Annotated in this window: 15 protein-coding genes; 4 read left to right on the forward strand and 11 right to left on the reverse strand. The window is 62.1% G+C overall.

Translation table 11 applies throughout. From position 1 onward, the window contains the following. Positions 1-18: 18 nt before the first annotated feature. On the forward strand, positions 19-1,389 hold the full coding sequence (locus tag M3I54_RS10060; RefSeq protein WP_254335266.1) for an MFS transporter: 1,371 nt from the start codon (positions 19-21) through the stop codon (positions 1,387-1,389). A gap of 93 nt (positions 1,390-1,482) precedes the next feature. On the opposite strand, the gene M3I54_RS10065 is transcribed toward M3I54_RS10060, so the two are convergent. The 9 genes from M3I54_RS10065 to sufB all read right to left on the reverse strand — a co-directional run bounded on the left by M3I54_RS10065 (position 1,483) and on the right by sufB (position 9,943). Beyond that, the gene (locus M3I54_RS10065) at positions 1,483-3,153 is read right to left on the reverse strand and encodes an alkaline phosphatase family protein (protein WP_254335268.1); all 1,671 of its coding nucleotides are present in this window, start codon (positions 3,151-3,153) and stop codon (positions 1,483-1,485) included. Positions 3,154-3,608: 455 nt separating this feature from the next. Next, positions 3,609-3,824, reverse strand: a complete 216-nt coding sequence (locus tag M3I54_RS10070) for a hypothetical protein (RefSeq protein ID WP_254335270.1) — start codon at positions 3,822-3,824, stop codon at positions 3,609-3,611. Between the two features lie 134 nt (positions 3,825-3,958). Next, complete coding sequence (locus M3I54_RS10075; RefSeq protein WP_254335272.1) at positions 3,959-4,291, reverse strand: non-heme iron oxygenase ferredoxin subunit; 333 nt, start codon at positions 4,289-4,291, stop codon at positions 3,959-3,961. Between the two features lies 1 nt (position 4,292). Then, on the reverse strand, positions 4,293-4,619 hold the full coding sequence (locus M3I54_RS10080; RefSeq protein ID WP_254335274.1) for an SUF system Fe-S cluster assembly protein: 327 nt from the start codon (positions 4,617-4,619) through the stop codon (positions 4,293-4,295). Between the two features lie 28 nt (positions 4,620-4,647). After that, a complete protein-coding gene (gene sufU / locus M3I54_RS10085; protein WP_254335275.1) occupies positions 4,648-5,100 on the reverse strand; it encodes a Fe-S cluster assembly sulfur transfer protein SufU in 453 nt (150 codons plus the stop codon). After that, positions 5,097-6,350 (reverse strand): cysteine desulfurase, encoded by a 1,254-nt coding sequence (locus M3I54_RS10090; protein WP_302058905.1) that lies wholly within the window; start codon positions 6,348-6,350, stop codon positions 5,097-5,099. Before M3I54_RS10090 ends, sufU begins: the two co-directional genes overlap by 4 nt. Next, on the reverse strand, positions 6,347-7,672 hold the full coding sequence (sufD, locus tag M3I54_RS10095) for a Fe-S cluster assembly protein SufD (RefSeq protein ID WP_254335278.1): 1,326 nt from the start codon (positions 7,670-7,672) through the stop codon (positions 6,347-6,349). The genes M3I54_RS10090 and sufD overlap by 4 nt, the downstream gene beginning before the upstream one ends. Then, positions 7,669-8,481, reverse strand: a complete 813-nt coding sequence (gene sufC, locus M3I54_RS10100) for a Fe-S cluster assembly ATPase SufC (protein ID WP_254335279.1) — start codon at positions 8,479-8,481, stop codon at positions 7,669-7,671. Before sufC ends, sufD begins: the two co-directional genes overlap by 4 nt. 13 nt (positions 8,482-8,494) lie before the next feature. Next, the gene (gene sufB, locus M3I54_RS10105) at positions 8,495-9,943 is read right to left on the reverse strand and encodes a Fe-S cluster assembly protein SufB (RefSeq protein WP_254335280.1); all 1,449 of its coding nucleotides are present in this window, start codon (positions 9,941-9,943) and stop codon (positions 8,495-8,497) included. A gap of 212 nt (positions 9,944-10,155) precedes the next feature. Between sufB and M3I54_RS10110 the strand changes: the two genes are divergently transcribed. Both M3I54_RS10110 and M3I54_RS10115 read left to right on the forward strand, forming a co-directional pair. Further along, positions 10,156-10,410, forward strand: coding sequence for a hypothetical protein (locus M3I54_RS10110; protein WP_254335281.1), 255 nt, complete (start codon positions 10,156-10,158; stop codon positions 10,408-10,410). Positions 10,411-10,479: 69 nt separating this feature from the next. Continuing rightward, a complete protein-coding gene (locus tag M3I54_RS10115) occupies positions 10,480-10,740 on the forward strand; it encodes a DUF1488 domain-containing protein (protein WP_028204289.1) in 261 nt (86 codons plus the stop codon). A gap of 182 nt (positions 10,741-10,922) precedes the next feature. Here the strand turns inward: M3I54_RS10115 and hpnJ are convergent, their stop codons facing one another. Next, positions 10,923-12,344: a hopanoid biosynthesis associated radical SAM protein HpnJ gene (gene hpnJ, locus M3I54_RS10120; RefSeq protein WP_254335282.1), complete on the reverse strand. Its 1,422-nt coding sequence runs from the start codon at positions 12,342-12,344 to the stop codon at positions 10,923-10,925. A gap of 287 nt (positions 12,345-12,631) precedes the next feature. Here hpnJ and M3I54_RS10125 point away from each other — a divergent pair, with 287 nt between their 5' ends. Further along, a complete protein-coding gene (locus tag M3I54_RS10125; protein ID WP_254335283.1) occupies positions 12,632-12,988 on the forward strand; it encodes a hypothetical protein in 357 nt (118 codons plus the stop codon). A 61-nt stretch (positions 12,989-13,049) separates the two neighbouring features. On the opposite strand, the gene M3I54_RS10130 is transcribed toward M3I54_RS10125, so the two are convergent. After that, positions 13,050-13,527 (reverse strand): hypothetical protein (locus M3I54_RS10130; RefSeq protein ID WP_254335284.1); only part of this gene is annotated, 478 nt, incomplete at its 5' end.

Here is a 13,527-nt window from a genome sequence, read left to right on the forward strand (position 1 = left end):
TTTCCTTGGGGGTGCGAAATGAATGCCGATCAACCGGGAGCCACGCTCCTTTCGGAGGAAGACGCCCATCGCCAGTTGCGCCGCGCTGTGATTGCCAGCACCATCGGCACGACGATCGAATGGTACGACTTTTTCCTCTACAGTATTGTCACCGGGCTTATCTTCGCGAAGCTGTACTTTCCTGAATCCGACCCGCTCGTTGGCACCCTGCAGGCCTTTCTCATCTATGCCGTGGGCTTCATCGCCCGACCGGTTGGCGCAGCCATATTCGGCCACTATGGCGATCGCGTCGGCCGCAAAGCCACGCTGATCGTCACGCTGCTGCTCATGGGGCTCGCCACCTTTGCCGTGGCCTTTGTTCCGACTTATGCATCGATTGGCATCTGGGGCGCCGTTCTCCTAACAGTGCTGCGCTTCATTCAGGGCGTGGGCGTGGGCGGCGAATGGGGTGGCTCGGTCCTGATGTCCATGGAATGGGCGCGCACCAATTCGCACCGCGGCTTCGTCGCTTCCTGGCCGCAATTCGGCGTGCCGGCGGGTCTCTTTATCGCCAATCTCGTGGTGCTCGCCGTCAGCCAGTTCTCCGGAGACGCCTTCATGACATGGGGATGGCGGGTGCCGTTCCTGCTCAGCATCGTGCTGGTCGCGATCGGACTCTATATCCGCCTGAGCATTCTTGAAACACCGATCTTCGCGAAGCTCCTCGCCGAGAACAGGATCGAGAAAACGCCGATGCTCGAAGTCATTCGCCGCCAGCCCAAGGACATTCTCCTCTCGGCATTGGCGCGCATGGCCGAACAGGCGCCGTTCTACATCTACACGGCCTTCGTCTTTACCTATGGCGTGAAGACGCTGCACGTTTCGCGTGACCTCATGCTCACCGCGGTTTTGGCGGCCGCCGTGCTGCAGTTCGCGACCATTCCATTCTTTGGGCACGTGTCCGACCTGATCGGACGCAAGCGCATGTATATGATCGGCGCGGTGGCCGCGGGCATCTTCGGCTTTATCTACTTCGGCATGGTGGATACGAAAAACACAGCTTTGATTTTCGCGGCCGTGGTGCTTTCGCTCGTGCCGCACGCCATGCTCTATGGTCCGCAGGCGGCGTTCATCGCCGAATCGTTCACGGGGCGGCTGCGTTACAGCGGCGCCTCACTCGGTTATCAGCTGGCTTCCGTTATTGCCGGCGGCCCGGCGCCGTTGATCGCAACGGCGCTCTTCGCGTACTACCGCACGGGTTATGCCATTGCGATCTATATCGCCGTGTGCGCGGTGATCAGTCTGCTCGCCGCCTGGCGCATGGGCGACTACACGAACAAGGATATTTCGCGCGAATACGACGACGTGCGCGGAGCAGGCGATCACGGGCACGCTTCCCACCCCGCGTGATCGACTGCTGAAAAACGCAGCGCGCCCCTGCTTGACGAATCTCGCAGGGGCGCGCTCTTTTTTCACACATCAACGACAAGCGATCCTGACCTGTCAAATCCTCGGTGCCTTGTCGAGCACCACGCCCGTCGTCGGGTCGAGGAACAGCGTGCGGTCTTCGTGGCCGCGGCCGCGGCGGTCGAAGTCGAACATGCCCATGATGCTGCCTGCCGTCGCATCGAACGAACCGCCGCCGATGCGCTGGCCATCAAGCCAGTTGTCTTCGATGAAACGCACCACGGATGACTGGTCGATCAGCGTATGGTCGACGTAGTTCTCCTTGGCCCACGGCGAGATCACCACAAACGGAATGCGCGTGCCCGGGCCGCAGCGGCCGTTCACGGGCTTGCCGCTCAAGCCGGCCGGCGCCGTACCCGTGCCGCAGATGCCGGCCGCGGTCAACTGGTCGGCAACGCTGTCGTACGAGGCGCTAGTGGGCTGCGCGTAGGCATGGTCGTACCAGCCGTCCGAGTCATCCCATGCCACGATAACCGCCGTATCTTCCCAGTCGTGCTGCTGCTGCAGGAAGTTCACGACCTTTGTGACGAAAGCCTGCTCGTCGAGCGGGTCCGAATAACCCGCGTGGCCATCCTGGTAGGCCGGGGCCTTGAGGAAGCTCACCGACGGGAAATTGCCCGCCTTCACGGCATTGAAGAAGTCGTCGATATCGTACTGGTGATTCGCCGGGTCGGGGTTCCCATTCTTGCCCACGGTGTGCCCGATCGCGGCGAGCGAGCCCGGACGCAGATGCTGCGGGTTCGACGTCGAAGCGTAATACTGGAACCAGTTGTGGTGCGGAATATAGTCGGCCGTGGACGCGCCGACCACCGGCGAGAGCGTGCTGCGCTTGCAACCCGTCGTGCCGTTGCTGTTCGTCGTCGCGAGGTTGAAGCCGCCCATGAAGCCGCCCCAAGAGACATTACGCGCGTTCAGCAGGTCGCCGATATTCTTGCCGGTCATCTGCGCCTGATCGGTCGTGCTCGAGCAGAGGTCGTAGGCCGGATCGACGTCGTTGATCATCGTAAAGCCGTTCTGCCCGTCGTTCACATAGTACGAACCGGCGGTCGAAGGCTTCTTCGTTGTGAGCACAACCTTCATGCCGTTGGTCTGACCCGAGACCACTTCGAGCGCGCCGGGCGTCGAAGGACCGTAGGTCGACGTATAGGCGTTATCGCTCAACGCGAAGTGCTGCGCGTAGTTCCACAACGCCGTGACCGTGTTGCCGTCGTAATAGCCCATCACCTGGCCCTTCGTGCCGAACGCGCCAGCGCCGCCGCTCGTGCCATTACCCGTGAACTCGGGGAAGAGGTCGGCCCGGCCGTCGTCGTACGCTTGCTGCTCGGCCGTATAAGCGTGGTTCTGGTCGGCCGTGGCCGCCTGCGTGCGATCCAGACGGAACGGATTGGCCGCGCCCGCGCCATTGCCCGGATTCGTGGAGTTCGGGTTCTTGGTCAGCAGCGTGCCCGTAAGACCGTTCACTTCGGGCGTGCCGGGTTGCGCCTTGAATGCAGGCTCGCCGGACGGGTTGGTCGCATGCGGATAGGTCGCGAAGTAATGGTCGAACGAAACGTTCTCGCCATAGATCACGACCACGTGCTTGATCGGGGTGGCAGTGTGACCGTGTTCCGGATGATTCTTGTCGTGATCGTCACCAGCACTCCACGCAACTGTCGATGCGAATGCTGCGGCTGTGAGCGAACCAACTGCGACGTGACGCCATTGCATATTCGGCTCCTGGTTGGTTTCGTATTGTCGGGATCACCGTGAAGCCGGCAAAGGCGTTATGCAGCCCGCATCGTGGCACTCATGCCAGCTGAATGCGGAGGCTACACGGCATGAGGATTAGAGCATCGGGGTATGAATGCTCGGCGTCAGACTCCTTACGAAATATTTTCGATTGGTAAGTTTGGCGCTGAATCGGCACTCAATTGGCACTGCGGCGATAAAACCGGTCTTGAATTCAGGTATGAAGATTGCGCGGCGCTCACGCGCCGGTTAGCAAACAAGATGAACTAAATGAAATGGCCACAGCACCGCGACCGGAAATTGAACAGGTGGCTTAGATGAAACTGACGCCACCTGTTCACGAGCACATCGACCGCGCCGAGGCGGCGCTCTGCCTTCTGCGATTTGTTTCCATTTCATAGCCGCTCTCGCGCAAGACGCTCGCCTTAACGCGCTCACGGCGCGGTGCCAATGCCGCCGCCCGGGCCCGCCAGTTCACCGTCTACGCCAAGCTGAGTCGCATCGCCGTGAGCGTTCGCACGGCCGCCATGACGCGAAAACGGCGTGGTCCGCAGCCGCGCGCGGCGACGCGGACCGGAAACCGGGTCCAGATAGAACATGACGAGCGTGCCTGCCGCGGCGGCCGCCGCAAGATGGAACAGTGCCTTCATGGATGCCTCTCGATAGTTGCAACGCATGCAAAGCGCGGAGATCGGCGCGATCGGAACAAGCCACCGCTCCTCCAATCCGCGCACCCATTATGCCGCTGACAACTGCGCGCGAGGCGCCGCCATGCCTTCCGCGCTCAGGAAAAGCCCTCGTCCCAGCGCGTATCCCGAACCTGCACCATGCCCGCTTCCACGCGCACCGCGAACACCGCAACGTCCTCATACGCGGGCGGTGCGAGGACCTTCCCCGTCTTGATGCAAAAACGGGCGCCATGTCGCGGGCAAATCACCTCGTCGCCCTCCACGTCGCCGCCCGTGAGCACGCCGCCATCGTGCGGACAGGTGTCCTCGATTGCATAACAGATCCCTTCGAGATTGAACACGGCGACCGCTGTGCCGTCCACGTCGACGCTACGTACCGAGCCCGGTTGAAACTCGGCGTATGGCGCCACGTCCACCCAATTGGCCATGTCAGAGCATCCCCAATTGCAGCAGCGCCGCTTCGGACATGCGCGCTCTCGTCCACGGCGGGTCCCAGACCAACTCCACATTCGTCGCGCTCACGCCCTCCACGTCGTTCACGTATTCTTCGACCGTGCCGGGAAACGTCTGCGCGACCGGGCAGCCCGGCGCGGTCAGCGTCATGCGGATCGTCACGCGACCCGTTTCGGCGTCCACGTCCAGTTGATACACGAGCCCCAAATCGTAGATGTTCACCGGTATCTCCGGATCGAACACCGAGCGCAGCGCGTCGATCACGCGTTCGCGCAGATCGTTGCTCGCGGTTTGCGTATTCATCGTCATTTACCTCCAGGCATGCGCAGCCTCATTCCGTCGAAACGGTCCCGCGCTCATCGCGCAACGCGGCGTGCAGCGTGTGCCACGCAAGCGTCGCGCATTTGATGCGCGCCGGAAATTCGCGCACGCCCCCGAGCACCGCGAGCTTACCGAGCCCTTCGGCAGAGACTGGGCGGTCCGTAGGCGCTGTCGCCATTGCGTGAAAGCGTTCGAACAGCGCCTCGACTTCCGCTTGCGTGCGGCCCTTGAGCGCTTCGGTCATCAACGAAGCCGAAGCCGTTGCGATCGCGCACCCCGCGCCCTCGAACCCGGCGTCCTTGACCACGCCGTCCTCGATACGCAGATACAACGTGACGCGGTCGCCGCACAACGGGTTGTAGCCTTCGGCGCTATGCGTCGCACCGGGCAGGGCGTGACAGTTCCGCGGCCGCCTGTAGTGGTCGAAAATCGTTTCCTGGTATAGGTCGCGCAAGTCGCTCATAGCGGAAACACCTCCTCTACGCGCGCGAGGCCGTCCAGCAGCGCGTCGACTTCGGCGCGCGTGTTGTACAACGCAAACGAGGCGCGCACCGTGGCCGGCACACCATAGCGCTCCATCACCGGCATCGCGCAATGATGGCCCGTTCGCACCGCCACGCCGTACTGGTCGAGTATCGTGCCGATGTCGTGGGCATGCGCGTTCTCCATGACGAACGAGAGAATTCCCACTTTTTCCTTCGCAGATCCAATCATTCTCACGTGAGGCATCGCACGCAGTGCTTCGTCGGCATACGCGAGCAGATCGGCCTCGTGCCTCTGTGCCACTTCCAGCCCAATCGCGCTTACGTAGTCTAGTGCGGCACCGAGCCCGATCGCGCCGGCCATATTCGGCGTGCCCGCTTCGAACCGCCACGGAATCACGTTGTACTCGGTCTTCTCGAACGTCACGGAGCGGATCATGTCGCCGCCGCCCTGCCATGGCGGCATGGCTTCGAGCAGCGCAGCCTTCGCGTACAGCGCGCCGATACCGGTGGGGCCGTAGATCTTGTGACCCGAAAACGCGTAGAAATCGCAATCGAGCGCGGCCACGTCCACGGGGAGATGCGCGATCGCCTGCGCGCCATCGACCAGCACCGGCACGCCGCGCGCATGCGCAAGCTCGATCATTTGCGCAAGCGGATTCACGGTTCCCAGCGCGTTCGACGCATGCGCCACTGCCACCATGCGCGTGCGTGGGCTGAGCAGGCGCTCGTATGCGTCGAGGTCGAGCGTGCCGTCGTCGTCGATTGGCGCCACCTTCAGCACCGCGCCCGTCTGTGCGCAGACGAGTTGCCACGGCACGATATTCGAGTGATGCTCCATCGCGGTGATGAGCACTTCGTCGCCGGGCTGAAGGCGCGGCCGCGCGTAGCTTTGCGCCACCAGATTGATCGCTTCCGTGGTGCCGCGCGTGTACACAATCTCCTTCTCGTGCGCCGCGTGAATGAACCGCGCAATGCGCGCGCGGGCGCCCTCGTAGGCATCGGTCGCGCGCTGCGACAGCAGATGCACACCGCGATGCACGTTGGCATTGTCGTGCTCATAATAGGCCTGGCCGGCGGCGATCACGCTCGCGGGCTTCTGCGTGGTAGCGGCGTTGTCGAGGTACACGAGCCGCTTGCCGTGCACGCTTTCGCGCAGAATCGGAAAGTCGCGGCGCCAGCCCATGACCGTTTCGGCGTCGGGAATACCCACCGGTTCGAGTAGATTCATGACAGTCCTCGCAGGTATTCGCCACCGGGCAGGCGCGCGAGCAGTTGTTGCGTGAGCCGGCTACGCAGTGCGGCGCTTTCCACGCGATCCACGCTCACGCGCGCGAACGACCACACGAGTAGCGCGCGCGCCATCCGCTCGTCTATGCCGCGCGAGCGCAGGTAAAAGAGCAGGCTCTCGTCGAGCTGGCCGACGGTCGCGCCGTGCGTGCACTTCACGTCGTCGGCGTGAATTTCCAGTTGCGGCTTCGTGTCGATCTCGGCGTTGCGCGAGAGCAGCAGATTGTCGTTGCCTTGATGCGCGTTGGTCTGCTGCGCGTTCTGGTGCACGATCACACGGCCATCGAACACCCCATGCGAAGCGCCGTCGAGCACGCCGCGATAGTATTCCCGGCTCGTGCCGCGCGGCATCTCATGGTCGATACGCGTGTGATGATCCACGTGTTGCCGCGCGCTCACGAAATACAGGCCGTTCAGGTCGGCTTGCGCGTCTTCCGCATCCAGGCGCGTGTCGATTTGCGTGCGCGACAACGCGCCGCCAAACGCAAACGAGTGCGAGGTGAAGTGGCTGGCCCGCCGCTGCGAAACGCCTACGTGTGCGATATGAAACGCGCTGCGCGCCTCCTGCTGGATGCGGCAATGCTGAACGTCAGCCTCTTCCTCGGCGACGATTTCCGTCGCGGTGTTGACGAAATAGGCCTCGTCGGTGATGCCCGCGAACTGCTCGACGATCGAGCATCGCGCGCCCCGCTGCGCCACCACCGCGTTGAACGGATGCATGGCGAGCGCGGCCTCGCTGCTGAAGAACAGCACGTGCAGCGGCCAGTCCAGCGCACAGCCGGGCGGCAGTACGACCACGTAGCCGTCGCTGCGAAATGCGCCGTTGAGCGCCGCAAAGCCGTCCTCGGGCGCACGCCGAGCCATGAGGGATTCGATCCGCTCAGGAATCCTGCGCATTGCCTGTGCGAGCGTGCCAACGAACGCGCCTTCCGGCAAAGGCGGCAAGGACGAGAGCTTCGGCGCGTGGCGGCCGTTTACGAACACGATGCGCCCCCCAGCATCGGCGGGCACGAGGTCGTCGATCAGGCGGGCGTAGTCTGTTTGCTCGCCGTCCGAAGGCATGAAATGCCAATGCGGCTTTGCAATGGGCATGACATTGGTGTATTTCCACGCTTCGAGTTGCGTGCCGGGAAAGCCCAGTATTTCGAACCGGTCGAACGCGTGCCGCCTCGCCTTGCGCAACCATGGCAGCTCGACGCCCGCCAGCGTTCCCGCCATCGTGCGGAAAGCGTCGCGGTAATGCTCGCGCGTTGATTCGCTCATCGTTGCTCCCTGGCGGATGCCGTGTGTTGCGTGCCGGCGCCCTGCCCACCTGCCGTCCCGTCACTATCCGGCTCGCCTAGCCAGCCATAACCCCTGCGCTCCAGTTCGAGCGCGAGCTCATGCGAACCCGAGCGCACGATGCGCCCTTGCGAAAGCACGTGCACCTGGTCCGGCACGATGTAGTCGAGCAGGCGCTGGTAGTGCGTCACGAGCACGATGGCCCGGTCCGCGCTGCGCATCTGGTTCACACCACGGGCGACGAGTTGCAGCGCATCGATATCGAGCCCGGAGTCGGTCTCGTCGAGAATGGCGAGACGCGGCTCCAGCACCGTCATTTGGAGCACCTCGTTGCGCTTTTTCTCGCCGCCTGAAAACCCTTCGTTCACGCCCCGGTACAGCAGGTCTTCCTTCATCTCCATGGCCGCCATTTTTTCCTTCACCAGCGCGAGAAAATCCATGGCGTCGAGTTCCGCCTCGCCACGATGTTTGCGCTGCGCGTTGAGCGCGGCCTTGAGCAGATAGATATTGCTCACGCCCGGTATTTCCACTGGATACTGAAACGCGAGAAAAAGCCCGCGGCGCGCGCGCTCGTCGGGCGCAAGCGCGAGCAGGTCGCAGCCGTCGTACTGCACGCTGCCCCCCGTGACCACGTATTGCTCGCGCCCCGCCAGCACATGGGCGAGCGTGCTTTTGCCGGAGCCGTTCGGCCCCATGATCGCGTGAACCTCGCCCGCATTCACGCGCAAATCCACACCGCGCAGAATCGGCTTGCTTTCCACTTCGACATTCAGATTGCGGATGTCCAGCATGCTTCTCTCCCTTTCAACCTACGCTGCCTTCCAGGCTCACGCCCAGCAGCTTCTGCGCTTCCACGGCGAATTCCATCGGCAATTCCCTGAGCACGTCCTTGCAAAAGCCGTTGACGATCATCGACACCGCGTCCTCCTCAGTGAGCCCGCGCTGCCGGCAATAGAACAGCTGGTCTTCGCCAATACGCGACGTAGACGCTTCGTGTTCGACCTTCGCACTCGGGTTCTTCACCTCGATATAAGGAAACGTGAAGGCACTGCAGCGATCGCCGAGCAACAGCGAATCGCACTGCGTGTAATTGCGCGCGTTCTCGGCCGAGCGCGCCATTTTCACGAGACCGCGATAGGCGTTCTTGCCGCGGCCAGCCGATATCCCCTTCGAGAGAATCGTGCTGCGCGTATTGCGCCCGATATGGACCATCTTCGTACCGGTATCGGCCTGCTGATAGTGGTTGGTGAGCGCCGCCGAATAGAACTCGCCAATCGAGTTGTCGCCCCGTAGGATCACGCTCGGATATTTCCAGGTAATGGCGGAGCCGGTTTCGACTTGCGTCCACGAAATCCGGGCGTTAGCCTCGCGGCAATCGCCGCGCTTGGTCACGAAGTTGTAGATGCCGCCGCGCCCTTGCGCGTCGCCCGGATACCAGTTCTGCACCGTCGAATAGCGGATTTGCGCGCCCTCCAGTGCAACGAGCTCGACCACGGCGGCGTGCAACTGGTTTTCGTCGCGCATCGGCGCGGTGCAGCCTTCCAGGTAGCTCACGTAAGCGCCCTTGTCGGCCACGATGAGCGTGCGCTCGAACTGGCCCGTGTTGCGCGCGTTGATGCGGAAGTACGTGGACAACTCCATCGGGCAACGCACGCCCGGCGGGATGTAGCAAAACGAACCGTCGCTGAATACGGCCGAGTTGAGCGTTGCAAAGAAGTTGTCGGTGTAAGGCACGACCGAGCCGAGGTACTGGCGCACGAGGTCCGGATGGTCGCGCACCGCTTCCGAAAACGAGCAGAAGACAATGCCAAGCTCGCCCAACTGCCGGCGAAACGTCGTGGCGACGGACACGCTGTCGAATACCGCGTCCACGGCCACGCCCGCGAGCACCTCGCGCTCCTGCAGCGGCACGCCGAGCTTTTCGTAAGTGCGCAGGAGTTCCGGATCGACTTCGTCGAGGCTCTTCGGTCGGTTCGCCTGCGTATGCGGCGCCGAATAGTAGGCGATGTCCTGGAAGTCGATGGGCGGGTGTTCGATGCTCGCCCAATGCGGCTCGGTCATCGTGAGCCAATGCCGGTAGGCGGCGAGCCGCCATTCGAGCATGAAGTCCGGCTCCTGCTTGCGCTCCGAGATGAGACGTACCACTTCCTCGGATAAGCCGCGCGGCAACGTATCCGACTGCACGTCCGAAACGAACCCGTGCCGATATTCCCGCTGTAGCAATTCCTCGAATGTTTTCGCTTGTGTATCCATGACGTTATTACGGTCTCCTTTACACTCACGACCTCATTCTAGAACCCCTTTCAAAACCCTGGCACGGTCGGGGTTTAACCGGAGCGCATGAAACGCGAAGCAGGCACGCCCAATGCGAAAGACCCTGTTCTCAAGAGAGAAATGACGTCGCGCCGTGCATGCGATTCGCGACACCTTGCTGGACCATGACGATGAAGACCAACGGAGACGCCATGAAGCCAGCGCATGTTCACGTCTGGGGCTCGATCGCCTGTGTGGCGCTCGCCGCCTCCTCGCTACCCGCCAACGTACAGGCCCAAACAACCGCTCATCCACCTGCGCCGCCGATGGTGAAGCCGCCGGCAGCGGCTCCAGGCATTGCGAGCGAATCCAACCCCGACAACATGCCTGTGAAGAAACCCAAGGGGCCCGCCGCTCACGACAAGATGATGCGCAGCGACCCTGCCAGTGACGCTCAGGCGAAATAGCGCAAAAAGAGCTCACCATTGGCCGCGCCAGGCTCTACCCTTTAACGATGAAACTCACGGAGGACCAGGATGAGAATCGAATTCACGAGTCGCCGTCACGCCGTGGCTGCCGCACGCGTAGCGTTCGAAGCCAACGTGGACAACCGCCCGGTATGGTGCAGCGTATCGCTCGACGCGCTGAACGACCGCTTCGGCAACACCGGCACATCGGCGCATGCGCTATTGAGCGCATTCGAGGCGAACCGCCCGAGTATCGAATTGGCCGCGCGCCACGCGCTGGAGAAAAACGGGGGCCAGTCCGTGGAGCTTGAAACGCGCGATCTGGAGTGATCGCGCCGACGCAGGTGCAATCGCAATCGAGTTCGAATCGCCAGCCGAACCGGCCTGCTACCGGCAGGCCTTGATACTTCCCCAAAGAACTGAAAAGCGCACGCCCGAGTGCCAGTTTGGCAAGGGCGGCAACAAAAAACGCCCGGAATCCCGGGCGTTTTCTTTCGAGGAGGGACGCTTCTTCAGACCTTGCGCGCCCGGAGATATTTGAAGAACTCTGCGCCCTCCTGCAGGCGCCGCTTCATCATCTCCCAGCTCACCAGCATCTCGCGGACGATTTCCCAGATCTTCGACGGCCGGAAATAAAAGCGCTTGTAGAATTCCTCGACGCCAAGGTAGATCTCTTCGCGCGACAGGTGCGGATAGCCGATCGTCGATGCCTGCGTGCCAGCCGAATTGATGAGCGTGATGACCTTGGTATCGTTCAGCCAGCCATTTTCGACCGCCTGTTTATGAAGCACCGTGCCAGGATAAGGCGCGGCGAGCGAGACCTGAATAGTATGGGGATTGATTTCTTTTGCGTACTGAATGGTCTTCTGGATCGTTTCGTGCGTCTCGCCCGGCAGGCCGAGGATGAAGGTCCCGTGAATCTTGATGCCGAGCTTGCGGCAATCCTCGCTGAACTGGCGCGCGAAGTCCGTACGCACGCCCTTTTTGACGTTCACGAGAATCTGGTCGTCGCCGGATTCGAAGCCGACGAGCAGGAGCCGCAAGCCGTTGTCCTTCATCACCTTGAGCGTCGAGTACGGCACGTTCGCCTTGGCATTGCACGACCACGTCACGCCTAGCTTGCCAAGCCCGCGCGCGATCTCTTCGGCGCGCGGCCTGAGATCCGTGAACGTGTCGTCGTCGAACATGATCTCCTTGATTTCGGGCATGTTGTCCCGAATCCATTTCACCTCTTCCAGCACGTGCTCGACCGAGCGCGTGCGATAACGATGGCCCCCCACCGTATGCGGCCAAAGGCAGAACGTGCAGCGGGACTTGCAGCCGCGCCCCGTGTAGAGCGAGAGATACGGATGCTTGAGATAGCCGCTGAAATAATGCTCGGACGTGAGGTCGCGCTTGTAGATTGGCGAGACGAATGGAAGCCGATCCATGTCTTCCAGTATCGGCCGGGCGTCGTTGTGCATGATCCCGCCGTCGGGCAGGCGATAGCTCAGGCCAAGGATCGATTCGAACGGCAGACCTTGGGCGATCTCAAGACACGTGAAGTCAAATTCTTCCCGGCACACGAAATCGAGCACGTCGCTCGCACTCAGCGAACCATGGGGATCGACCGCCACTTTTGCGCCGATCATGCCGATGAGGATCGTGCTCTTGCGCCGCTTCAGGTGCTCGGCGAACTGAATGTCGCTCTGGAATGAGGGCGAACTCGTGTGAATGAAAACCAGTTCGTATTCCTGAGCGATATCCAGGGTCGCTTCAAGCGTCAGGTCGTCTGCGGGGGCATCCACCACGCGGCTGCCTTCGACCAGCGCGGCGGGTTGGACGAGCCACGTGGGATACCAGAACGAGCGGATTTCGCGCTTCGTTTGAAAGCGCGAGCCCGCGCCGCCATCGAAGCCTTCATAGGAAGGTGCCTGCAGAAACAGCGTTTTCATGAATGCCCTCGGAGAAAAATCGTGAATTTGTCTCGAAGCCTACAAAAACATGACAATTTGCTGGATAGCCGCTTTGCCCGGGTCAAGAATACTACGACTTGCTGTCGCGGGACGTCGAAAAAACGTCTGTGCCCGCCTATCGAAACACCCAATTAACAACGCCGCCGCCGATTGAACACGGCAGAACACCGCGAACACCGCATTCGTCGGCATGAGCGATGCTTTCTGTACTATATTTTTTGGCATTGGCAGCAGCATTCACAGCGCTCCAAAGCGGGAGGCGATGTATGTCGCGACATCACGACATGCCGGAAGGCGTGCCGGTTGGCAATGGTCACCGTATCAGCCCAGCCGAATTTCTGCTGATGGCAGGCTTTCTCGCCTACCGCGCCCCGCTCGCGTCGGTCGATGCCCGCGCGGCGGCCCGGCGTATTCTCGATGCGGTTCTCAGCGCGGCGGCCGCGCACGGGTTTGCGGGTTCGGAAGCGCTCGAATCCATGATGGCGAGCGCCGAAAAGTCGGCAGATGTGCGCAGTCTCGCGGAGCAGGCCAGCGCTGCCGTTGGCGACACGTTCGCTTACATGCAGGTGATTCGCGGTGCGGGCGTCGCGCTGGAAGCGGACCCTTATACGCTAGTCAATTGAGACCAGGCGCGTTCCGGCACGCCGCCGCCTAACGCTACGCGGTGGGATGACGCGCAGTCATTCAACTGTCAGGTGGCCGCGCCGGCACCTGCTGCCAGCCGCCTGGGCAGGTTTGCACATACGGGTAATAGGTCTGCGACGCGACGCAGTAGTACCACACGCCGTACGGTGCCTCGCCACCCTGCCCGCCTTGCCCGCCGCCTTGCCCGTACTGCTCGTTTTGATCGTACATATTGGCGCCCCCGTACTGGGGCTCGGCCTGGCCCTGGCCTTGTTCGATCCACTGAGTGGGCTGCGAGAAGTCGCCGGAAACGTAGGGGTAGTAGACGCTCGCAATGTACGGCGGATAGTAGTACGGATAGAACGGATAGCCGTAGATGAAGCCGGGGCCGAAGTAGAAGCCGACGCTCGCCGAACCGCAGCAGCCATACCAGCCGTGACGGTAGCCGCCGTGATACCAGCCGTAGCCATGGTAGTAGCCGCCATGGTAGTAGCCGCCATGGTAATAACCGCCGTGATACCAGCCGCCGCCGTTATAG

It is taken from the genome of Paraburkholderia sp. CNPSo 3274, assembly GCF_024206475.1.
Classification (GTDB): domain Bacteria; phylum Pseudomonadota; class Gammaproteobacteria; order Burkholderiales; family Burkholderiaceae; genus Paraburkholderia.